Origin of the sequence: Microtetraspora fusca (assembly GCF_001570365.1) — a bacterium.
GTDB lineage: Bacteria > Actinomycetota > Actinomycetes > Streptosporangiales > Streptosporangiaceae > Microtetraspora > Microtetraspora fusca.
In genome coordinates this window covers 149,724-171,759 of record NZ_BBYK01000050.1, presented here as the reverse complement: position 1 = coordinate 171,759, position 22,036 = coordinate 149,724, and the positions used below count along the sequence as shown (strand labels likewise).

21 protein-coding genes are annotated in these 22,036 nt (G+C 67.4%); 7 read left to right on the top strand and 14 right to left on the bottom strand.

Going from position 1 to position 22,036, the window contains the following annotated elements:
- Window positions 1–554: 554 nt before the first annotated feature.
- Complete coding sequence (locus AWQ68_RS45750; RefSeq protein ID WP_084464228.1) at window positions 555–2,411, top strand: vWA domain-containing protein; 1,857 nt, start codon at window positions 555–557, stop codon at window positions 2,409–2,411.
- Window positions 2,412–2,590: 179 nt separating this feature from the next.
- Here AWQ68_RS45750 and AWQ68_RS20705 read toward each other — a convergent pair whose 3' ends face one another.
- From AWQ68_RS20705 to AWQ68_RS45745, 3 genes are all read right to left on the bottom strand, one after another.
- Complete coding sequence (locus AWQ68_RS20705; protein WP_066942603.1) at window positions 2,591–3,379, bottom strand: ArsR/SmtB family transcription factor; 789 nt, start codon at window positions 3,377–3,379, stop codon at window positions 2,591–2,593.
- A gap of 261 nt (window positions 3,380–3,640) precedes the next feature.
- Window positions 3,641–3,772 (bottom strand): DUF397 domain-containing protein, encoded by a 132-nt coding sequence (locus tag AWQ68_RS45095; protein WP_169808955.1) that lies wholly within the window; start codon window positions 3,770–3,772, stop codon window positions 3,641–3,643.
- 31 nt (window positions 3,773–3,803) lie between these two features.
- Complete coding sequence (locus tag AWQ68_RS45745) at window positions 3,804–4,403, bottom strand: sugar O-acetyltransferase (RefSeq protein WP_066942601.1); 600 nt, start codon at window positions 4,401–4,403, stop codon at window positions 3,804–3,806.
- A gap of 765 nt (window positions 4,404–5,168) precedes the next feature.
- Between AWQ68_RS45745 and AWQ68_RS42625 the strand changes: the two genes are divergently transcribed.
- Complete coding sequence (locus AWQ68_RS42625) at window positions 5,169–5,342, top strand: hypothetical protein (RefSeq protein ID WP_157545527.1); 174 nt, start codon at window positions 5,169–5,171, stop codon at window positions 5,340–5,342.
- Window positions 5,343–5,517: 175 nt separating this feature from the next.
- Entirely contained in the window at window positions 5,518–7,152 is a 1,635-nt protein-coding gene (gene ctaD / locus AWQ68_RS20690) for an aa3-type cytochrome oxidase subunit I (protein ID WP_066942734.1), read from the top strand.
- 26 nt (window positions 7,153–7,178) lie between these two features.
- On the opposite strand, the gene AWQ68_RS20685 is transcribed toward ctaD, so the two are convergent.
- The 6 genes from AWQ68_RS20685 to AWQ68_RS20660 all read right to left on the bottom strand — a co-directional run bounded on the left by AWQ68_RS20685 (window position 7,179) and on the right by AWQ68_RS20660 (window position 13,141).
- The gene (locus AWQ68_RS20685) at window positions 7,179–7,742 is read right to left on the bottom strand and encodes an NBR1-Ig-like domain-containing protein (RefSeq protein WP_084464225.1); all 564 of its coding nucleotides are present in this window, start codon (window positions 7,740–7,742) and stop codon (window positions 7,179–7,181) included.
- A gap of 368 nt (window positions 7,743–8,110) precedes the next feature.
- On the bottom strand, window positions 8,111–8,602 hold the full coding sequence (gene soxR, locus AWQ68_RS20680; protein ID WP_066942597.1) for a redox-sensitive transcriptional activator SoxR: 492 nt from the start codon (window positions 8,600–8,602) through the stop codon (window positions 8,111–8,113).
- A gap of 39 nt (window positions 8,603–8,641) precedes the next feature.
- Window positions 8,642–10,090 (bottom strand): MFS transporter, encoded by a 1,449-nt coding sequence (locus tag AWQ68_RS20675; RefSeq protein ID WP_218006949.1) that lies wholly within the window; start codon window positions 10,088–10,090, stop codon window positions 8,642–8,644.
- A gap of 357 nt (window positions 10,091–10,447) precedes the next feature.
- Window positions 10,448–10,864 carry an SRPBCC family protein gene (locus tag AWQ68_RS20670; RefSeq protein ID WP_066942595.1) on the bottom strand — a complete coding sequence of 139 codons (417 nt, stop codon included), beginning with the start codon at window positions 10,862–10,864 and terminating at the stop codon, window positions 10,448–10,450.
- Between the two features lie 50 nt (window positions 10,865–10,914).
- Window positions 10,915–11,925, bottom strand: a complete 1,011-nt coding sequence (locus AWQ68_RS20665; protein ID WP_066942593.1) for an aldo/keto reductase — start codon at window positions 11,923–11,925, stop codon at window positions 10,915–10,917.
- A gap of 439 nt (window positions 11,926–12,364) precedes the next feature.
- Window positions 12,365–13,141 carry an IclR family transcriptional regulator gene (locus AWQ68_RS20660; RefSeq protein WP_066942592.1) on the bottom strand — a complete coding sequence of 259 codons (777 nt, stop codon included), beginning with the start codon at window positions 13,139–13,141 and terminating at the stop codon, window positions 12,365–12,367.
- Between the two features lie 66 nt (window positions 13,142–13,207).
- Between AWQ68_RS20660 and AWQ68_RS20655 the strand changes: the two genes are divergently transcribed.
- From AWQ68_RS20655 to AWQ68_RS20640, 4 genes are read left to right on the top strand one after another with little or no spacing between them, the layout of a single operon-like run.
- Window positions 13,208–14,377, top strand: coding sequence for a cupin domain-containing protein (locus AWQ68_RS20655; protein ID WP_066942591.1), 1,170 nt, complete (start codon window positions 13,208–13,210; stop codon window positions 14,375–14,377).
- Window positions 14,374–15,222: a fumarylacetoacetate hydrolase family protein gene (locus tag AWQ68_RS20650; RefSeq protein ID WP_066942590.1), complete on the top strand. Its 849-nt coding sequence runs from the start codon at window positions 14,374–14,376 to the stop codon at window positions 15,220–15,222. Before AWQ68_RS20655 ends, AWQ68_RS20650 begins: the two co-directional genes overlap by 4 nt.
- Window positions 15,222–15,932 (top strand): maleylpyruvate isomerase family mycothiol-dependent enzyme, encoded by a 711-nt coding sequence (locus AWQ68_RS20645; RefSeq protein ID WP_066942581.1) that lies wholly within the window; start codon window positions 15,222–15,224, stop codon window positions 15,930–15,932. The genes AWQ68_RS20650 and AWQ68_RS20645 overlap by 1 nt, the downstream gene beginning before the upstream one ends.
- On the top strand, window positions 15,923–17,248 hold the full coding sequence (locus tag AWQ68_RS20640) for an FAD-dependent oxidoreductase (RefSeq protein ID WP_245656011.1): 1,326 nt from the start codon (window positions 15,923–15,925) through the stop codon (window positions 17,246–17,248). Before AWQ68_RS20645 ends, AWQ68_RS20640 begins: the two co-directional genes overlap by 10 nt.
- Before the next feature lie 247 nt (window positions 17,249–17,495).
- Here the strand turns inward: AWQ68_RS20640 and AWQ68_RS20635 are convergent, their stop codons facing one another.
- The 5 genes from AWQ68_RS20635 to AWQ68_RS20620 all read right to left on the bottom strand — a co-directional run bounded on the left by AWQ68_RS20635 (window position 17,496) and on the right by AWQ68_RS20620 (window position 21,380).
- A complete protein-coding gene (locus AWQ68_RS20635) occupies window positions 17,496–18,281 on the bottom strand; it encodes an alpha/beta fold hydrolase (protein ID WP_066942579.1) in 786 nt (261 codons plus the stop codon).
- A 505-nt stretch (window positions 18,282–18,786) separates the two neighbouring features.
- Window positions 18,787–19,107 carry a cold-shock protein gene (locus AWQ68_RS41090; protein ID WP_084464223.1) on the bottom strand — a complete coding sequence of 107 codons (321 nt, stop codon included), beginning with the start codon at window positions 19,105–19,107 and terminating at the stop codon, window positions 18,787–18,789.
- A gap of 30 nt (window positions 19,108–19,137) precedes the next feature.
- Window positions 19,138–20,067 carry a phosphotransferase gene (locus AWQ68_RS20630; protein ID WP_157545525.1) on the bottom strand — a complete coding sequence of 310 codons (930 nt, stop codon included), beginning with the start codon at window positions 20,065–20,067 and terminating at the stop codon, window positions 19,138–19,140.
- A gap of 140 nt (window positions 20,068–20,207) precedes the next feature.
- Window positions 20,208–20,447, bottom strand: a complete 240-nt coding sequence (locus AWQ68_RS46210; RefSeq protein WP_066942575.1) for a transposase — start codon at window positions 20,445–20,447, stop codon at window positions 20,208–20,210.
- Window positions 20,448–20,717: 270 nt separating this feature from the next.
- Window positions 20,718–21,380, bottom strand: a complete 663-nt coding sequence (locus AWQ68_RS20620; protein ID WP_218006948.1) for an NUDIX hydrolase — start codon at window positions 21,378–21,380, stop codon at window positions 20,718–20,720.
- Window positions 21,381–22,036 lie beyond the last annotated feature (656 nt).

The following is a 22,036-nucleotide window of genomic DNA, read 5'->3' as shown; positions in this document are numbered from 1 at the left end:
CGCTGCTTTGGACGCGAGCGGTTGTGCCTCGCCGGGGTGCCGGAGTCATGACCGGAAGCCGTCGTATCCGTCGGATCTGACCGATACCGAATGGGCGTGTGAGGCCGTCGGTCGACTCTGCGGCGATGCTCACAACCGCAATTCAGGCCGTCCGGAGGACTGGAAACGGCCGCTCTTTTTCAAGTGGCAAACTGCGGATCACTGATTTCATCGGGCCTACCTGAAATAGATCTCGGCAAAGATCGCTTCTCGCGGGCGCCTCTCATCGGCGCGGAGTGGCCGACTGTGGCCAGTCGGGAACTTGCCGTAAGTGGCCTATTTACATCTATTCACCGACCGGTCACCATATGGCCGTGGCCACACCCCGCCTCGTTGATCAGCGGCTGACGCTGAAAAGGTCGCCGAGGTTGTCGAGCAATGCGATTTGGTATCCGCTCGCGCCCAACACGTGAGGAGAGGATGTCCCGGGTAGCGCAATCATAGAAATTCTGCACGGCCAGCGATCCAAATCCGTTGTGGCATGGCGCCACATCAGAAGGAATGACACCGTGAGAATGACGCGAAGATTACGGGCCGCCGTGTGCGTGGTGGTGGCCGGTGCAATGCTGGTGGCCGGGGTAGGGACGGCGTCCGCCGCGCCTGGGGTCACCCCGGCGGACGTGACGCTGAACCTGGACCCGGGCGGATCGACGACGATCGCCAAGACCGTGTCCACTCCGGCGATCCCGCCCAAGCCGGATATCACGTTCCTTATCGACACAACAGGGAGCATGGGCGAAGTCATCTCGAACGTGCAGGCCAATGCGAACACCATCTTGTCCAACGTCGCTTCGGCGCAGCCGGACGCGCAGTTCGCGGTTGCCGAGTACAGGGACGTGTCGTGGGACGCGACGTCGTTCCGGGTGGCGCAGAACCTCACCGCCAACCAGACCGACGTCACCAACGGTCTCAACTCGCTGGTCGCGACGGGTGGCGGCGACTTCCCCGAGGACGGCATCAACGGTCTGTTCCAGGTCGCGTCCGGGGCGGTCCACTTTCGGCCGAACAGCTCTCGGATCGTGTTGCTGATCGGGGACGCCCCCAGCCATGACCCCAGCAACGGCCATACGCTGGCCGATGCGATCAGCGCCCTGCAGGCAGCCGACATCACCGTGCTCGCGTTCGACCTGTCCGACCCGTACGGCCTGGATTCGACCGGGCAAGCGACCGCGATCACCAACGCCACGGGTGGACGGCTGTTCTCCGGCATCAACTCCTCGGAGGTCAGCGACACCATCCTGGCGGCCCTGCACAACCTGCCGGTCACGGTCACCCACCAACTGCGCGACTGCGACCCGAACCTGTCGGTGTCCTTGGCCCCGGGCAGTCGGACGGTGACCAATGGCGACGATGCCACCTTCACTGAGACCGTCTCCGTCGGCGCCGGAGCCGTACCGGGAAGCACCCTTACCTGCAAGGTGGACTTCCTGCTCAACGGCGTCCTGTCACCAGGCTTCACTGAAACGATCACCGAACACGTCCCAAAGGCGACCCCGTCGATCGCCACGACGCCATCGGGCCCGGTGCCCGCGGGCGGGAACGTCTCTGACACAGCGACCCTGTCCGGCGGGTACCACCCGACGGGCACCGTCACGTTCCAGCTGTTCGGGCCTGGTGACACCAGCTGTGCGACGCCCATCGCGACTCGTACCGGGACGGTGTCCGGCAGCGGCACCGCCGCATCCGGCAACGTGACCATCGGCGCGGCCGGCACCTACCGGTGGGCCGCCACGTACAGCGGCGACGCCCACAACAACTCCGTCACCTCACCGTGCAGCGCCGAACAAGTCACCGTCACGCCGCAGCGGCTGACCGGCCGGGCCTACGGCCTGACCGCCGACGCCTCCCTGGCCGGCATCCAACTGGTCAACATCGCACCCCTCCCCGACACCGGCCACATCTCCACCACCTCGACCAGTGCCACCTCGGTGCCCTGCACCGCCACCCTCAGCGGGCTGATCATCGCGCACACCCTGTGCGCCAAGGTCGCCACCACCGAATTCCCCGGCAAGTCCGTGGCCACCGCCTCCATCGACGACACCACCATCGGGATCACCGGCATCCCAGTGATCACCGTCAAGACCATCAACTCCAGCTCCACCACCACCTGCGCCGGATCCACCGGAACCACCACGATCGCCTTCCTCAAGGTCGGCAACACGGTGGTCATCGCAGAACCCACCAATGTCCAACCCAACACCACCGTCAACGTCGGCGTCGTCAAGCTCGTCCTCAACGAGCAGACCCCGTTCACCACCCCCGACAAGGGCCTGACCGTAAACGCCGTCCATATCACCGTCGACGCCATCGGCCTGGCCAAGACCAACGTCGTCCTGGCCTCCTCCGAAAGCGATATCGGCAACTGCCCATAACCCAACCCACCTGAACAAATCAACCCCAAGGCCGGGCGGGACACCGTAGCTCCGCCCGGCCTCGACCGGGCTTCAGGCGCCCCCCGGGTCGCTTTGCTCCGCATAGGCGGTCTCGCCACGGCCGGTCCCGCCGGGCCGAAGACCGCGTCCAGGACACTGCGTGGGGGGCGAGGGCCGGTTCAGGCGTGCGGACGGGGCATGTCCCAGGGTGCCTGGGGGAGGACCTCGCCGGTCTCGAGCAGGGACTTGAGGTTGGCCAGGACGGCGGGCCAGCCGTGCGAGATCCCGTTGAGCATCTCCTGGTTGGCGAGGTTCTCGTGGGTCACGGTCAGGCGGACGATGTCTTCGTGCGGCTCGATGAGGAACGTGACCACCGACGGGTCCCGCAGCGATGCGGCGTCGGGCTTGTCCTCGAAGGTGATCACAAGACGGGTCGGAGGCTCCGCGGCGAGTACCCGGCCGACGACGTCAACGGTCTCTGATCCATCGGCCCGCCGGTGCTCCCAGGAGGAACCCGGCTGCCAGTCGGAGACGTTGGCGTGCCCCCAGTAGCGCGAGGTCAGGTCGGCGTCCGTCAGAGCACGCCACACCTGCTCGGTGCTCGCACGGATGTAGGTGACGTAGACGTAGGTCGGCACGGCGACGGATGTCTCGGTCATGGCGTACTCCTCGGCTTGGCTCCGGATGGCGCTGAGCATCTGCAGTCGTGGCCTGTCGAACTCCGCGATCCAGCGCTGTTCGATCTCGTGGATCGGTGCCGGGTTGAGGTAGTGCAGCCGTTGCCGTCCGCGCCGCACCACGGTCACGAGGTTGGCGTCGACAAGGACGTCGAGATGCTGCGTCACCGACTGGCGCGCCATCTCCAGGCGTTCGCACAGCTCGCCCAGCGTCTGGCCGTTGCGCTCACGCAGCCGGTCGAGCAGCAGGCGCCGGGTGGGGTCGGCCAGCGCTTTGAAGGCTACGTCCATAGTTCTGGCTTCCAGGCTCACCCTTGCATTATGCAGGTAACTGCCTGCCTAATGTCAAACAGGGGCATTACTGCTGGTCAGGTCAGGTCAGGTCAGGTCAGGTCAGGTCAGTGGCCGTGGCGTACACCCCGAGCGGACAGCTCGGTCCGTCGCCCGCGAGCACCGGCGCGCAAAGATCGACTCAGCTGACGCTGGCCGCGCGACGGCGTGCTGGTGGCCCGAGCCAGGAGAGATGTGCCGTCTTGCCTTCGCCATGGCGGGTTAGAGGTCGAACTCGCCGTCCTTGACGCCGCCGATGAAGGCGCCCCACTCGCGTGGCGTGAAGACCAGGACGGGGCCGCCCTGGTCTTTGCTGTCGCGGACCCCGACGTGCCCCTCGGGGAGCGTCGCCACGTCGACGTGCCCATGGGGATGTGGGGCGTGCCTACAGGGCGTCGGGGTGCCAGCCGGTGGCGTCCTGCGCGGTGATCTCGCGGAGAACCCGGGCGGGGTTGCCTGCGGCGATGACGCGTGCGGGGACGTCTCGGGTGACAACGGACCCGGAGCCGATGATCGCGCCGTCCCCGATGGTCACGCCGGGGTTGATGATGACCCCGCCCCCGATCCACACGCTGTCGCCGATGGTCACGGGCTTGGCGTAGCAGGCCCCGGCGACGCGTTCGTCAGGATCGATGGCGTGGTTGGAGGTGTAGATGCCCACGCGCGGTCCGAGCAGGACGTTGTCGCCGATCGTGATTCGTGCGCCGTCGAGCATGACGGCGTCGAAGTTCGCGTAGAAGTTGGCGCCGACGCTGATGTTGTAGCCGAATTCGCACCGGAAGGTGGGCTCGAAGTGGGCGCCGGGGCCGACGTGGTCGAGCAGGTCGCGCAGGAGTGCCTCACGGTGGGCCTGGGGAGCGCCGAAGCTGTCGTTGTAGGCGCTGGTGAGCAGCACGGCGCGCTGGCGAGCGGCGACCAGTTCGTCCGTCAGGTCGTTGTACATCTGCCCGGTGAGGATGTGAGCGCGTTGTGCCTCGAGGTTCACGGTTGTCCCCTGCGGTGTTCGGTCTTCGTCGGTGCGCGCAGCGGATGGGGGCGTGGTGTGGGGGTGCGTGCGCGACTGATTTCGAGCCTAGTACTCCAGTGACACATTGAGATCATGGCTGTGATCTGCGCTGGTAGTGGCATCGGCCGGCGATGGCTTGACGGCGGCGTCCCGAGTATGACCAGTGCGGGATCTCTTGGATCCGGCGGTGTCGGCCTTCCCAGCCGTGGATGGGGAACATCGCGTCACGATCTTGTTCGTGCTGCGTCATCCCGGTTCGGGAGCGAGCGCACCAACACGCTCCGCTGCATCGTCCAGAACCGCCTGGCGCACATGCTGGGAGAGGTCCCGCATGATCGCGGTCGTTGAATGCCCCAATTGGAGCGAACGGCGGTCGGGCAAGGAGATCGTGATGACGTCTGAGGCGCCGCTCCCGCGATCCGGTCGATGCCGGGGCGCCCGTCTCCGTCTCAAGCAGGCGAAGGCTGACCGACAGCGCCGAGACCGGCCGGCGTGCGTCTCCCCTCCAGCGATGCCCTGCGCGCGCCCGACGTGAAACCGAAGGCGAGTAGCGCGGCGACCGCGCCGATCGCCATGATGACGACAACCGCCCTGATCATTCGTTTCGCCACTCCTCGGACGGGCAATTACTGTCCGCAGTCTCTCCGATGTCGTCGCGCTCAAACAGACATCCACTCCGGGACACATCATGCGGACCCGCTCCTACGGCGGGGATCTCCGCAACAAAGCAGTCGGGGGAATCACATGGCCGACGTCGCCTTCACGGCACCGGATCCGATCGGCGTTGAGGCGTGGCTTCTCCAGTTCCTACGCCTCACCGGTTCCTGCGCGTCCGTACCCGATCAGCGCATCTACCTGCCGCAGAGCATCGTGCCGCTCCGGATCGGCCCCCGATCAGAGGACCCTGTCGCCGAGTGACGGCACGAGACCGGAGGCGCCGGGTCGCCGGGCGGCTCGGCCTTTCCGGCGGCGGCCCGTCGGGCGTACGTCGGTCTGGTAGCGATCCAGCAGTCGGACCGGCGCGGTGCGCTCAGGTCCTGTTCCAAGGGGAGGCGGAGGGCACGTGACCACCTTCGACCGCGGCGAGGAGCCGCTGGCATCACCGCTGGCCCCCGCGCGCGCCTTCCGCAAGGGGGCCGTGATCGCGAACTGGCTCTCATCCACCGACCACAAGGTGATCGGCTACATGTATCTGATCGCCTCGTTCGCCTTCTTCGTCTTCGCCGGGATTCTGGCGCTGGTCATCCGTGCCGAACTGGCCCAGCCCGGCCTTCAAATCGTCGGCAACCGCGTGTACAACGAGCTCTTCACCATGCACGGCACCATCATGATGCTGTTATTCGCGACTCCGCTGTTCGCCGGATTCGCCAACGTCGTCATGCCGTTGCAGATCGGCGCGCCCGACGTCGCCTTCCCCCGGCTGAACGCGGCGAGCTTCTGGCTGTTCCTGTTCGGCGGACTGATCACCGTGAGTAGCTTTTTCAGTGGGAGCACACCCGACTTCGGCTGGTTTGCCTACACGCCGCTGTCATCGCAGCACTTCACGCCCTTCATGGGGGGCGACCTGTGGATCATGGGGCTGACGATGTCCGGCCTCGGCACGATCCTCGGCGCCGTCAACTTCATCACCACCATCATCTGCATGCGGGCGCCCGGCATGACGATGTTCCGGATGTCGATCTTCACCTGGAACGTCCTGCTCACCAGCCTGCTCGTCCTGCTGGCCTTCCCCGTGCTCGCCGCCGCGCTGCTGGCGCTGGCGGCCGACCGCAAGCTCGGCGCCCACATCTACGACCCGGCGACCGGTGGCCCGATGCTGTGGCAGCACCTGTTCTGGTTCTTCGGCCATCCCGAGGTCTACATCATCGCGCTGCCGTTCTTCGGCATCATCACCGAGGTCATCCCGGTGTTCAGTCGCAAGCCGGTCTTCGGCTACATCGGCCTGGTCGGCGCCACCATCGCCATCGCCGGCCTGTCGATGACCGTGTGGGCCCACCACATGTTCGCCACCGGACAGGTGCTCCTGCCGTTCTTCTCGTTCATGACGTTCCTCATCGCGGTTCCGACCGGCGTGAAGTTCTTCAACTGGGTCGGCACCATGTGGCGGGGCCACCTGAGCTTCGAAGCGCCGATGCTGTTCGCCATCGGGTTCCTGGTGACGTTCCTGCTCGGCGGGCTGACCGGCGTCATCCTGGCCTCGCCGCCGCTCGACTTCCACATCACTGACACTTACTTCGTGGTGGCCCACTTCCACTATGTGGTGTTCGGCACCGTCGTGTTCGCCATGTTCGCCGGGTTCTACTTCTGGTGGCCCAAGATGACCGGCAGGATGCTCAACAAGACCCTCGGCCTGGTCCACTTCTGGATGCTCTTCATCGGCTTCCACACCACCTTCCTGGTCCAGCACTGGCTCGGCGTGATCGGCTTCCCGAGGCGCTACGCCGACTACTCGCCGGTGGACGGCTTCACCGACCTCAACCTGGTCTCGTCGGCCGGTGCCTTCCTGCTCGGCCTGTCCACCCTGCCGTTCCTGTACAACGTCTGGCACACCGCACGCCACGCCACACGGGTCACCGTGGACGACCCCTGGGGCTTCAGCAACTCCCTGGAATGGACCACGTCCTGCCCACCGCCGCGACACAACTTCGTCAGCATTCCGCGCATCCGCTCCGAAAGGCCCGCCTTCGACCTGCACTATCCGCACAAAGCCATCAGCCGGGGAGAGTAGACGGCGCGGCGGGTGATTGTGAAGGGTCAGTTGACGGTCACGTCGAGTTCCACGCCCTTGCCGTTCGGAAAGAAAAAGTGTCCCGCCTCGTCGATCATTTTCCAGGTGAGATGGCAATGTCCGGGCCGGGGCTCGGTCACCGCCTCGGCGCTGATGACGACCTTCTGCTGCGGCGCCGTGTACGGAATCTCGTAGCGCTTGTTCCTGGGATAGCACGGTCCCTCGTCCAGCGCACTGTTGGCCGGGGCGAGAAATCGTCCCGACCAGGCCACGTTTCCCGAATTCCTGAGCTCCCACTTCTTGTCCAGCTGCTGCCCGCGCGGCACCTGGGCCCCGTCCGGATAGGTCACGTCACGGAGGATGTCCGAGCTGTCGCCGAGGAGTGGATAGCCGCTGGCGACAGGGGTATTCGCGGGGCTCGGCTCAGGCGCGGGGTCGTCGTCGCGAGCGACGATCGCCGCGACCACGGTCGCGATTCCACCGATGAGAGCCGTCACAATAGTCACAATAGCGGCGGTGACTTTGTCCACTTTGATGCGCCGTTTGGTGCGCCGGTTTCGACGTGGGGCATTCACGTCTGTATCGTCCATCGATTTCCGGCTGTGCGTCCATCTGAATGGTGCATCGGTCGCCTCGCGACCAACCGGAAACCGCTTCGTTTCCGGACCAAAATCACCGCCGAAGCCACAGTCGTCACCGATGGCGAAGCGTGAATTCAGGGGCCGGGCGTGCCGACCCGTAAGGTCACGCCGGGCTCGTCGGTCCGCGTAGTGGTGGTTGTCGAGTGGGCGAACTGTGCGGAGACGATCTTCATATTCAGCCCCGCTTCAAGTCCCGGCGTCGCCGCCGTGTGCCGCGTCTCATGCAGTTTGATCACGGGCAGGCGCGCTGCTTTCGCGATCGGCCGGAAGCGCGGTGAGAAGGGTGTTGAGGTCTGTTATCGCGAACCCGCCTCTGATCAGGTGGTACGTCGTGTGGACGGTCCGTCCGGAAGGGGGGCGGTGGGCTCCTGGAGCCGTACCGGACCGGGGCCCCGGCCCCCGAGGGCGTCGTCGGGGTTGAGGAGCAGGCAGGCCTTCATCGACAGACAGCCGCAGCCGATGCAGCCGGTGAGCTCCTGTTCGAGGTTCTCGATGGCTCGGCGGCGTTCCTCAAGCTGCTTCTTCCAGATGCGGGAGACCCTCTGCCAGTCCTTGTGGGTGGGGGCCTGATCGGTGGGCAGGGTGGTGAAGACCTCGGCGACGTCCGACAGCGGGATGTTGAGGCGCTTGGCCACGATGATCAAGGAGATCCGGCGGAGCATGTGCCGGGAGAAGATCCGCTGGTTGCCGCTGCCGCGCTCACTGAAGATCAGGCCCTTACGCTCGTAGAAGTGCAGAGCGGAGGCGGGCACGCCGGTCCGGCGGATGATCTCACCGATCGTGAGATGGTCGTCCGGACTGGCACGCACGGCATCTCTCCTTTGTCGTGATCGAGACAGCGGTGGTGGTCAGGCGGTGCTTCGGGACGTCTCGGCGCGGCCACGGATCAGGGTGACCACGACGACCGACAGTACGAGGCAGAGTAGCCCGACACCGAGCTGCGTCAGGTGCCAGGACCAGGTGAACGCGTTGAGTTCCTCAGCCTCGGCCCCGCTGGTGAGGCGTCCGGCGCCGACCGCGGCGGCGCGGCTCGTGTCGCCGAGCTTCGCGGCGAGGAGGCCGACGAGTGAGGCGCTGAACGCGGCGATCACGAGAGCCTCGGCCGCGCCCCGCAGGGTGTTGAGGAATCCGGCCGCCATGCCTACGGCATCGGCCGGAACCAGGGCCATGGCCTGGCCGTCGGTGATGCCGAAGGAGGCTCCCATGCCGATGCCGATCATCATCAGCGGAGCCGCGACGGCCGTGACCGCGTGGTCGGCGTTCAGCGCCATCAGCCACAGGTTCCCGGCCACGACGAGGACCAGAGCGATCGTGATCAGCAGGCGGGCCGACACGCCCTTGTTCACCAGGGTCACGGCGACCATGGGTACGACCAGTACAGGCGCGGTCAGCAGCAGCATCGCCACCCCTGCCGCCGAGGGGGACAGTCCCGCCGCCGCTTGCAGGTAGGTGGGCAGGAAGACCAGAACGCCGAGGAATCCGATCGAGGTGGTCAGGGTCGCGAGGCTCCAGCCCATGAAGCCCCGGTTGGCGACCAAGGCCGGGGCCAGCACCGGAGCGGGGCTGCGCCGCTGGACGACGCCGAAGAGGACCAGGGCGGCCAGGCCGGTGATCCCGGTGATCAGGGCGCCCGGGTGGAGCCAGCCGAGCGCGGGCGCCTCCAGGAGCGCGAACATGAGCAGGGACAGCGCGGCGACGAACAAGGCGCTGCCCGCCCAGTCGACCGGGCCGCTGACGTTCGCCCGGGACTCGCGGGCACGGGTGGCGCCCAGGGCGACCAGCAGGCTGACGACGGTGAAGACCGTGAAACCGCCCCGCCATCCCGTGGTGTCGATCAGCAGCCCCGACAGGGTGGGGCCGATGGCGATGCCGATTCCGGCCATGGTGCCCATCAGGGCGAAGGCCCGGTTGCGGGCCGCGCCGTCGTAGCTGGAGGCGAGAATGGCGCCACCCGCGGCCATGATCCCAGCACCGCCGGCGCCGGAGACGATGCGGGCGATGTCCATGACGATGATCGACGGGCTCAGCGCCGTCGCGAGAAATCCGGCCGCGAAGACCAGCGCCGCGACGATGAACACCCGCCGCCGGCCGATCCGGTCGGCGGCCGATCCCGCGATGAGCGTCATGGCCGCGAAGGCCAGGTTGTATCCGGCGACGACCCAGTTCAGCGGGGCCCCAGAGGTATCGAGATCGCGGCCGATGTTCGGCAGCGCGACCGCGGTCCCGGAGATGGACATCGCTACGAGGACGACGCCGACCAGGACCACCGGGAGCGTCAGCGGAGACGGCTGATCCACTGTGGGCGGGGGCTGGGACGTATCTGTAGTGGTGTCCATTCTGCTCGCTTTCTCTGGGCCCTCAGGTTCTGGCGAACAGCCCATCAGCTCAACCACGGTTGAGGTCAAATGCGCTGGTCGGCATGGAGGTGGAGGGTGTTGTGAGGGCCACGGGATCCGCTTCATCTGGGGCAACAGACCGGACCGGGCTGGAGTGCCTCGATCGCGGAGCCGGATGCCGTCTTGTCAGGCGCCGATGGGCCGCTGACCTGCGGAAAACAGTTCCCTACGACGAGGCGCCGACCGGAGGGTGAGGCGTGGGCGCGATCGATGCAGCCGATGATCGAGCCGGATCACAGGCCGGCCGCATGCTTCTCCCTAACCGAGAGACGTGTGCAGCGCCTCGAGGCCGTCGCGGTAGATGCCGGTGAACAGGGCGACGACCTCGTCGTCGCCGGCTCCCTGGGGCACGAAACGGCCCGACCACTGGACCTCGGCGACATTGTCGTTGCCGCTGACCTCATGCACTCGCAGGGTCGACAGGTAGTCGACGATCGGGAAGGGCGCTTGCAGGATCCGGTAGCTGTAGAAGCGCTGTTCTTCGTTGAACTCCATCAGGCGCTCCACAATGGTGTCGCCGCCGAGGTTTTTCAGGTGCCGTACCCGGCCGCCTTCGGAGAGCGTGCTTTCAGTGATGTACGGCAGCCAGTCGGGCAGCGATCCGAACCCGCCGATCAGCTGCCACACGCGTGCGGGCGAGGCCGGAACCACCCGGCTCACCGATGTCGATGCCATGACGGTCCTCCGGGACTCGTCGTCGGGCTGTGGTTCACGGGCGGCGGGGCTTACGCTCCGCCTGGCAGAGGCGCCAGTGGGCTGACCAGGCCGCAGGCGCGCAGGGCGGTCCAGAAGTCGGCTGGGATCTCCTCGTGGAGAGCGGCGAGGTCTTCGGCGATGCGGCTGGGCTTGGTGGCGCCCGCGACGACCGCCTTGGAGACGGGGTGGGCGAGCGAGAACTGGAGAGCCGCGGCCTTGATGCTCACGCCGTACTCGTCGGTGAGCTGCTTGAGACGTCGGACCTTCTCCACGATCTCCGGCGGCGCGTCCTGGTACTCGAAGTGGGTACCGCCGGCGAGGATCCCGGAGCTGTAGGGACCGCCGACGACCATGCCGACGTCCTGCTCTTCGGCCATGGGCAGCAGCCGCTGCAGGGCGTGCTCGTGGTCGAGCAACGAGTATCGGCCGGCCAGCAGGAACCCGTCGGGCTGCGGCTCGTCCAGCGCGAGTGTGAGCTCGATCGGCTCGGTTCGATTGACGCCCAGCCCCCAGGCCTTGATGACCCCTTCGTCACGCAGCCTGGACAGCACCCGGAAGGCGCCCGTGCGGGCCTCCTCGAACTTCTGCAGCCAGGCATCGCCGTGAAAGTCCTGGGCGATGTCATGCACCCACAGAATGTCCAAACGGTCGACCCCCAGCCGCTCGAGACTGCCCTCGATGGAGCGTTCTGTGGCTTCGGCCGTCCACTCGTGGACGATCTTGTTGGGGCGTCCGTGCTCGAACAGGCTGCCCTTCTCTCCGAGATCGCGGGACTCGCTTTCGACCTCGTCCAGGATGACGCGGCCAACCTTGGTGGAGAGCACGAACGTGTCCCGCGGCTTCCGGGACAGCAGTCCACCGAGCCGGATCTCGGAGAGGCCGGCACCGTAAAGCGGGGCCGTGTCGTAGTAGCGGATGCCCTGATCCCAGGCGGCGTTCAGCGTAGCGGTCGCCTCGTCGTCCGGAACGGCACGGAACATGTTCCCCAGCGGCGCCGCACCGTATCCGATGCGTCCGGGAAGGATTTTGTTGAGCTTCACGGCGATTTCCTTTCAGGAGGTGCGTCAGCGGCCTGCCTGAGTGAAGCTGAATTCCTAGTTTACGGCCGGCAGTTCTGGATCATTTCGGATGAGCTGATCGTGGGCGACCTTCAGGTGTGCGATCAGCCGCCCGCTCAGCAACGCCCTCGCCTGGTCCCAACGCCGACGACATCACCAAGCCCTCGCCCGAGGTGGCCACCACTGGAAACGCCGGCTCCACCATCACGAAATCAAGCTGTAGTACAGCTCGCCGTCCACGTACGGAAGCGGTATCGCATCGTGAAGATGCGGGATCTTCTCGAATCCTGGGGAAGGGCGCCATGGTGTCCTCCGCTGAACAGGCAGGACTCAAGTGCCGCGCCTGGGCGTCGCGGAATGGCTGACCGGCCGTTCGGTGCCGTGGACCGCTACGAGCGCGTGAACCCGGAACCGGCCGGCGTCAGGCGGAGCGGGCGAGATCGGCCTCGACGGCGCCTGCGGTACGGGAAAGGGTGTCGACCAGTGACGGCAGCCGGTGCCGGTCGTAGCGTCCGCTCGGCATCGACACCGACAGGCCGGCGAGGGCGCTCCCGTCCGGGGCCCGGACCGGCACACCGAGCGCGACCACGCCGCGCTCCGAGCGGCCCTGGTTGAGCGCGAAACCGTTGCGCCGCACCCGGGCCAGCTCGGTCCGCATCCGGTCCAGGTCGGGCCGCTCAGCGGGCCGGTCGGCGTACCGCTCGGCCGGATAGACCGCCTCGAGTTCCTCGTCGGTCAGCTCTGCCAGCAGCAGCAGCCCCGCCGTGGTGTGGTGGGCGGGAAACACCATGCCCTCGCGGGAGCCCACCCGCAGACTCTGGAAGCACTCGACGCTGGCGATGAACCGGACCGTGTCCCCGGTGCGCACCGCCAGGTTGGCGGACTCGTCGAGCGCGCCGACCAGCCGGTGCAGGTGCGGCAGGGCCGCCGCCCGCAGACGAGACGCGGCCGAGGGCGAGTGGGCCGCGAGCTCCAGGACCGGGCCGGCCCGGTAGAGGCGCCGCTCGTCCTGGACCGCGAAGTCCCGGTAAACCAGCATCGCGAGCAGCCGGTGCGCGGTTGAGCGGGCCACGCCCAGCCGGTCCGCGACCTCCGAGACGGTCAGCTCGCCCTCCAGTTGGAGCATCGCGGCGATCCGCAGCGCGTGGTCCACACTGTTGATCATGTAGGTCGGCGGATTCTTCAGCGGCTTGCCCACGGCCCCTCGATTCTGCAGAGCAGAATTAGTCTTTCTTCATAGTGTTACGGCAGCAACATTAGCCGTATGAGCACTCCTGTGAGCACGCCAGAGTCCCCGGTGCGGCTCCGTGCGATCGACGCGCCGGACCAGCCCGACGTCAGCCCCGCACTCGAAGACCTCTACCGCGGATTTGAGCGGGAGCTGCTCGTGCCGCTGTGGACGGAGATCGGCGATCTGATGCCGGCGCATCCCCGTTCGCGCGCGGTGCCGCACCTGTGGCGCTGGGAGAACCTGCGGCGGCTCGCCGAGCAGGCCGGCGACCTGGTCCCGGTCGGCCGCGGCGGAGAGCGGCGGGCGATCGCGCTGGCCAATCCCGCGCTGGGCGGGCGGCCCTTCGCGACGCCCACGCTGTGGGCCGCGATCCAGTACCTGATGCCGGGGGAGGACGCTCCCGAGCACCGCCACACCCAGCACGCCTTCCGCTTCGTCGTCGAGGGCGAGGGCGTGTGGACGGTCGTCGGCGGCGACGCGGTCCCGATGCGCCGCGGTGACTTCCTCCCGCAGGCCGGCTGGAACTGGCACGCCCACCACAACGCGGCCGGCGAGCCGATGGCCTGGATCGACGGCCTGGACATCCCCTTCCAGTACGTCACCGAGACGCAGTTCTTCGAACTCGGCCGCGACAAGATCAGCGACGCCGAGCGGATCACCCCCGAGCGGTCCCGCTCGGAGCGGCTGTGGGGCCATCCCGGCCTGCGCCCGCTGTCGGTCGGCGAGCTCACCCCGGGCACCCCGCTGCTGTCCTACAAGTGGGAGTTCACCGACCGCGCCCTGGCCGACCAGCTCGCCCTGGAGGCCGAGGGCTTCGGCGGCACAGTCGAGCCCGGCCACGCCGCCGTCCGCTACACCAACCCCGCCACCGGCGCCGACGTGCTCCCCACGCTCCGGGCCGAGATGCACCGCATCGCGCGCGGCACGGAGACCGCCCCGGTCCGCGAGACCGGCTCGTCGGTCTACCAGGTCTTCGACGGCTCCGGCACCGTGACCGTGGGAGACAAGACGTGGACGGTCACCCGCGGCGACCTGTTCGCCGTCCCGTCCTGGCAGCCCTTCTCGGCCCGGTCGGAGGCCGGCTCCACCGACTCAGACTCCGGCGCGCTGGACCTGTTCCGGTTCAGCGATTCCCCCATCTTCGAGGCTCTCCAGCTCGACCGCACCCGGCATGACGCCCGTATCGAAGGGACCACCCGATGAAGCTCGCCACCCTCCGCGTCAACGGCTCGACCCGCGCCGTACGGCTCGACGGCGACCGGCTGATCGACCTCGGCGCCCCCGACCTCGGCGAGCTCCTCTCCCAGGACGACTGGGCCGCCGACGCCGCCGCCGTCGACGCGGGCGCGGCCACGACCTACCCCGTCGAGAGCGCCGACTTCGCCCCGGTCGTCCCGCGGCCTTCGAAGGTCGTGTGCGTGGGCCTGAACTACAAGAACCACATCCAGGAGATGGGCCGCGACCTGCCGCAGTACCCCACCCTGTTCGCCAAGTTCGCCGACTGTCTCCTCGGCGCGGCCGACGACATCGCCCGTCCCGAGGAGACCGCGGAGTTCGACTGGGAGGTCGAGCTCGCCGTCGTGATCGGAAAGCCGGTCCGCCGGGCCAAGGGCGCCGAGGCCGAGGCCGCGATCGCCGGGTTCACCGTCCTCAACGACATCACCTGCCGCGACTGGCAGTTCCGCACCCGGGAGTGGCTGCAGGGCAAGATGTGGGACTCCTCCACCCCCGTCGGCCCCTACCTCGTCACCCCCGACGAACTGCCCGGCGGCGTACGCCCCGAGCTCGAGGTCACCCTCAGCGTCGACGGCGAGGTCATGCAACACGACAACACCGGCGACCTGCTCTTCGACCCGGTCGCACTGGTCGAGTACGTCTCGACCATCGTGCGCCTCAACCCCGGCGACATCATCGCCACCGGCACCCCCGGCGGCGTCGGCCACGCGCGCACCCCCAAGCGCTACCTGACCGGCGGCGAGCGCGTCGTCACCGAGATCCAGGGCATCGGCCGGCTCGAGAACACCGTGGCCAAGGACGGGGAGGCCTGATGCGCCGCACCTTCGACGACACCCTGAGCTGGAGCGGGACGGGCACCAGGCTGCTCCTCGACACCGCCGCCGGGTGGGGCGAGGAGCAGTACCTCGCCCCCTCCGGACTCCCCGGTTGGACCCGCAAGCACCTGGTGGCCCACGTGGCGGCGAACGCCGACGCACTGAGCAACCTGGTGCGCTGGGCCGCCACCGGCGAGAAGACCCCGATGTACTCCTCGCCGCAGCAGCGCAACGCCGACATCGAGGCCGGCTCCCGCAAGCCGGCCGCCGAGCTGGCCGCCTGGCTGAGCTCGTCCGCCGGACGGCTCGCCGCGGGCATCGCCGGACTCAACGACGACCAGTGGAAGGCCGAGGTCGTCACCGCCCAGGGCCGTACCGTCCCCGCGACCGAGATCCCGTGGCTGCGCTCCCGCGAGGTCTGCGTCCACGCCGTCGACCTGGCCTCCGGCATCGCCTTCACCGACCTGCCCGCCGGATTCCTGATCGCCCTCGCCGACGACATCGTCGCCAAGCGCGGCGGCGCCGCAGGTCCCGCGATCGTCCTGGCCGCCACCGATACCGGCGACCGCTGGGAGCTGCCCGGCGAGGGGGAGGCCGCCACCGTCAAGGGCCCGCTCGCCGACGTCGCGGCGTACCTCGCCGGGCGCCCGCACGCCCTGACCACCCGCGACGGCTTCCTCGCACCGACCCTGCCGGCGTGGCTGTGAACGTCCCGGCCTTCGAGGAGAACAGCGTGACGACGTCCGCCACATCCGCGAACCCCGTCGAGGTCCTGATCGTCGGGGGCGGCATCGGCGGCCTGAGCGCGGCGTTCGCCCTGGCGCGCGAGGGCCTGCGGGTGCGCGTGCTGGAGCAGGCCCCCGAGTTCGGCGAGGTCGGCGCCGGCCTCCAGATCGCGCCCAACTGCACCCGGATCCTGCACGACTACGGCCTGCTGGAGGAGGCCAAGAGCCTCGGCGTGCTGCCGAAGAGCATGGTGATGCGCGACGCCGTCGACGGCAGCGAGCTGACCCGCCTGGACCTGGTCGACCTGGAACGCGCGTACGGTTTCCCGTACATGGTCATCCACCGCAGCGACCTGCACCGCATCTTCCTTCATGCCTGCCGGCGCGTAGGAGTCGACCTGGTCACGGACGCCCGCGTCAGCGGCTATGAGAACACCGCGCCCGGCGCCCGGGTGCTGCTGGCGGACGGCCGCGCCGACGAGGCCCGGATCGTCATCGCCGCCGACGGCCTGCACTCGGTCGCGCGCCGGCTTCTGGTCGAGGACGAGCCGATCAACTCCTCCTACGTCGCCTATCGTGCCGCGGTGCCCATCGAGCAGGTCGGCCGGGACGTCGACCTCAGCGAGGTCTCGGTCCACGTCGGCCCGCGCTGCCACTTCGTCCACTACGGGCTGCGCGGCGGCGAGATGCTCAACCAGGTCGCGGTCTTCGAGTCCCCCAAGGCCCTCGCGGGTGAGGAGGACTGGGGCACGCCCGACGAACTGGACGTCGCCTTCGCCGCGACCTGCCCCGAGGTTCGGGCCGGCATCCCGCTGATGTGGCGCGACCGCTGGTGGCGGATGTTCGACCGCGACCCGATCATGACCTGGGTCGAGGGCAATATCGCGCTGCTCGGCGACGCCGCGCACCCGCCGCTGCAGTACATGGCGCAGGGCGCGATCATGGCCATCGAGGACGGCTGGGTGCTCGCCAAACACGTCGCCGCACGCCGCGCCGAGGACGGCGCGATCGACTGGCAGGGCGCCCTCGCAGCCTACGAAGCCGTCCGCCCTGAGCACTGCCGACGCGTCCTGACCACGGCCCGCGCCTGGGGCGAGCTGTGGCACCTGGACGGCGTCGCCCGCCTCCAGCGCAACACGCTCCTGCGGGCCCGCGACACCTACGACTACTCCTTCACCGAGTGGATCTATGGCCCCACGGCACTGACGCCGGAGGAGGAGCCGCCGATGTTCTCACCGATCCCACTGGACTCCGTCGACGTCTCCGACCTGATCGGCAGGGCGGAGGTATCCCACTAGGGCGCGTATCGGATTGTGATCAACCTGCAGGATTCGCCCGTGTGGCGAAGCCTCATCCGATAGGCCGTCCTGGGTGACGCGAGTCCAACTGACAGACGAAGAGTGGGAGTTCATCGAGGACCACTGACACCGTCGCCGGCGTGCGACGGCCAGACCCTCGCCGACGCCGGAGAGGGGCGAAAGCGGGATCTTCAAGAAACGACGGCTTCCTGAAGATCCCGCTCGGCGGGTCACCACGGCAGTCGGCTCAACGGAGGAACTCCAGGAGCACCGGCACTATGGCGTCGGGCGTGGGCCCGTGGCCCTGGCCGGCCAGGGTGCGACGGGTCGCGTTGGGAAGGGCTGCCGCCACCGCGTCGGCGGCCTCGGGCATGCCGGGGAACGTCTGGTCTCCCGAGTACACGATCGTGGGCACGGTGATCGAGGGCCAACGGCCGGCCCAGTCGGGATCGATGTTGATCTCGTGGACGGCTGCGAGATCGTAGACGAGCGTTGGGGCGACTGCCACCAATTCGGCCCATCCGGGTGCGTGAGCCACGCCATCGACGGCATCGGACGGCATCCCGATCACCGCCGTCAGGTTGTAGCGCATCGCCTCGTCGTTCTTGCCGGCGGCCAACAAGGAGCGCAGCGCGGCCAGGTGCTCGGCATGGTCGACACCGGCGAACAGGGGTGGCTCATAGAGCGCCAGCGCGGTGACACCGATGCCGGCGTCTGCGGCTGCCAGAGCCACGGTCGCTCCTGACGAGCTGCTGTAGAGGGTCGCGGCCCCTCCGGCCGCCTTGACCAGCGAAGCGAGGTCCTCCACTTCTCGCTCCAGTGCCCACGGTGCGGTGTCGCCGGATCGTCCGCGTCCACGCCGGTCGTAGTCGATCGCCGTGAAGCCCTCGGCCGCGAGCCGCTGCGCGACCTGCCCGGTGTTCTTGTCGATGGCGCGGTGCTGCGTTGCCCCGCCGATGAAGATGATGGCAGGCCCGTCACCGTAGAGGTCATAGTCGATGACCGTGCCATCCTGCGAGGTGACTGTGCTCAAGATCTTGCCTCAATTCGTGGAGACGGCTGGTTGATCGTCTGGGTGCGGAACACCTCTCGTCCTTGTCGGCCCAGGGCGGCGTGGCCGTCCCGGGCGGACGAGGACGGGAAGGCCGGGCCTCCCGCTGCGGTCAACGGTATGGGCAGGGGCCGACATTCTCGGCTCACCGCTGGGCCCATCGGCTCGTGAGAGCGCCCGGCCCTACTTCTGACGCAAAGTGCGGGAACGCCGAAGGGGGCCGTTGGCCTCCGGATCCAGCCTGTACGGCTCGCCCGTCGCCTCACCCGGGCGATCTTCAAAACATGCCCAAGTGAGTCCGCGGTCGGCGGGGCGCGCGGCCGGGTTGCACGGCTGCTCACCGCGCCACTGCCCACCACCGGTGACCGCAAGGTCGGTCCCGGATTCGGGGATGGGTGGGCCGGCGGGTCGGCAGGGGCGCCATCGTGATCGCGCTGGGGCTTTTGATCAACTCCTGGAGTCGTGAGGCGGCACCAAACCAGGCTGATCAGTGATCGCTGTCGCGCTCGATCTGGATTTCGGATGAGTAGGCCGAACGGGAATCGGGCTGTGAGACATCCGATCGCTCCGGGCCGGATATCGTGACGGCTCCTTCCCGGAAGATTTCGATAGCGCAGAAGCTGTAGTCGTCCTGACGGCGGGCTTCCCAAGTGAAAAGTACAGATTCGCCCGGCGATAGCGCGCGGTATCCTCCTCCCGGTTGGGAGATCATGGAAAAGTGGGCGAAGACGTCGGAAGGGATGTCTGGTGATCGCAAGACTCCCCAGCCTTCGACGTCGTTCCAAAAGACGACCATGCCACGTGTCATTCGGCCACCATTGAACTATCGGTTAATTGTCTATTCGAGAGGAAACCTGGCCAGGTCAACCGTGGCGAGGTCGATGAGGAACGCCTGCTTGTGCGGATCGTCCCAATCGTCCCACTCGGCGGCGTCAATGATAGTCCACGTACCCCATTCGAGGAGCATGTAGCGAAGCGCCGTAGGCCACAATGCGATCTCGTCATCGGTGAGCTCGACATGGCGACGGTATGCCGCCAGGAACACCGCCCATTCACTGCTGGTGAACAGCCGAGGCGGAGAGCCGGCCGACTCATAGTGGAACAGCAGCGCGGACAGCGCCAGATCCAGCAATCTCGGCGCATATTCGGCATTGTCGGGGTCGATCAGAACGGGCCTGTCCTCGGCATACACGAGATTGTTCGCCTTGAAGTCCTTGGAGACCACGGCTCTGGGAAGGTCCGCGTCGCGCACCAGCGGCAGCGTCTCGGTCATGAAGGACGCAAGCCACGGGGACATCCTGGACAACACCACCTCGAGGAGTTCGGGCGCGTACTTGCCCAGCACGCGCTGCAGGCCGGTCACGTCCTCCTCGACCGAGGCCGCGTCGTGGTCAGGCCAGCGAAATCGCGGCATGTCCTCGTCGGGCACCTGAGCTGCGTGAATACGGCCGAGGAGGTCGCCGGCCGCAGTGATCTCGGCCGTTGATCCCTCGTAGGGCCGGCCTTCGACCCACGGATAGGCCACCCACACCCGGTCGCCGATCTCCGCCGGATTCTCCATGGAGAGCGAAAGTGGGGTCACCGCTTGCACGTCCTGCGCGACAAGGGCGTGGAGCCAGCGGGAGATCGCGGCGGCAGCGGTCGCGGGGCCTGTCGTCCGTTTGACAACGGCCTTCATCCCGCCTGTTCGAATGGGAAAGACCGGAGCGTAGAGATAACACGACTCATTTGGTCGGTCGCCTTTCGCGATGGCGAAATGCTCGAACACGTCAGGATAATCCTGCGCTTGTTCATATACCATAATCTTTGCTCCGGAGTAAGTGTCGTTGAATGGTGTGAGCGTTGGCCCTGACGCTTCAAATCGCGTTCTGAGAGGTGTTTGATTCCATAGGTTCCGTTTGCTTCGGATTATGCGCCTCGCCAGGTGGGGATGGATTCGCCGGTGAGTCGGCGGGCCATGAGATCGATCATGGCGAGGTGGATCATAGCCCCGGAACGGGCGGGCAGGGCTTCGTAGTCGCGGGCCAGACGGCGGTGGAACATCAGCTGGCCGAGGGTGCGTTCCACGGTCCAGCGGTGGGGTAGCGGGGTGAATCCCCTGGTGGCGGGGGCGTTGGCCGAGGTCTTGACGCTCTGGGAGTCGATCACGCAGGCCGTCGGCTCGAGATCGCGGCCTTCGGTGTGCGGACTGATCGCCGTAGCAGGCCGCTGAGCTGGGTAAATACGCCATCCTTCTGCCAGAAGGCTTGCGCATCTCGGCAAGTTGGGCGCCGCGCAGCTCTGCCCGCAGATGTTCACGGAGGGCTTCCCGGGCAGCGATCCGTTGGGGGGAGTCCCATGCGGGGTCGATCTCACGGATTTTGGCCTTGGTGTCGGACCACTTCACGAAGTCACTTTCAAGTGCGATCGATACCGGGGTCACCAGAACAGGTATTTTCGCTCGCCCCGTAGATAACGGCGAGCAGCGACGAACAGGCGCAGGTACAGCTGGTCGCTATCTGTGTCGAGGTAGCCCGGTACGAGTTCGTCGCGGCTCAATGTCCCGTTCAGATACTCGCGACCGTCTCCGGTGTCGATGAAGTAGCGGGCGGCAACCTCGGTATGGTCGCCGGCGGCGAGGCCGATCGCGTCGTCCAGGCCGACCTGGACGATTCCGCACACCTCGGCGTCGTCGAGCGGGATCTCCTCAAGTTCGACATCCAGGGGGAGGAGGTGCCAGTACTGGAACTCCCGCTCAACCCAGGCAGGGGCCGGCGTAACCGCAGTCTGGCGGATCCCAAGCGGCTGTAGTTCCCCGTAGGTGATGTCGAGGCCGAGCTCCTCCCGGATCTCCCGGACGCCGTCCGGGATCCGCTCTCCGGCTTCGTAGTGGCCGCCGACAGTGAAGTCGGCGTAGTCCGGCCGAGTGAAGACATACCGGCCGGGCGCCTTCTTCTGTAGCAGCACCGTGCCGGTGACGGGGTTGATGGCCAGGCAGGAGAATGTCCGGTGCCAGAGTCCACGCTCATGCGCGGTCTTCTTGTCCTCGACGCCGAGGTGCTTGTTGCGGTCGTCGTAGATGTCGATTCGGACGCTGTTCACGTCGCACTCCATCCTTGTCCGAGTCCTGGCCGAGGACGTACCGCGGGCAGGAGCCCGGCTTCGCGAGTTACCGCCGCCAATGGTCAACCGTCTGGAGCTTGTCCCATTCGGAGCCACGTATCCCCGTGGTCGCTCGGTTCCAGGATCTGTGCGCTGGGAAGCGAGGCGGGTCGCGAGCGAGCTGCGGGTCCGGATCGGCCACGAGGACCTGCGGCTGCCCCGCAGTCGCTGCCGTACTGAATGAACGCGGAAACGCCCGCTCACCCTCCTGCGAGGGTGAGCGGGCGTCCGCACTTCCGGCGGGACTCGAACCCGTGCCTACGGTCAGAGGTGCTATTGCCGCGAAGAGGACGGGCTTCGGTCCCTCCTCGGCCCGAAACTCCTACAGCTACGGAGAGGGGCAAGGTAGCTCACGGAGCCCAGGGAGTAGACCGACATGACCGGTCCCCGTCCGCAACGCAGGGCGATCAGAACGTAGGCGGTGCCAGCCGTTGTGAACCGCGAACTACCGGCACGACACGTATGCACGCTCTACGAAGTGTCTGCGGAGCACCGGCCGCTGGACGTACGTCACGCGCTCGACGTATGCGCGTCGCATCCGCGGGTGTTCGACGTATGCCCGCTGGACGAAGTGTCTGCGGAGTGCGGGGCGCTGG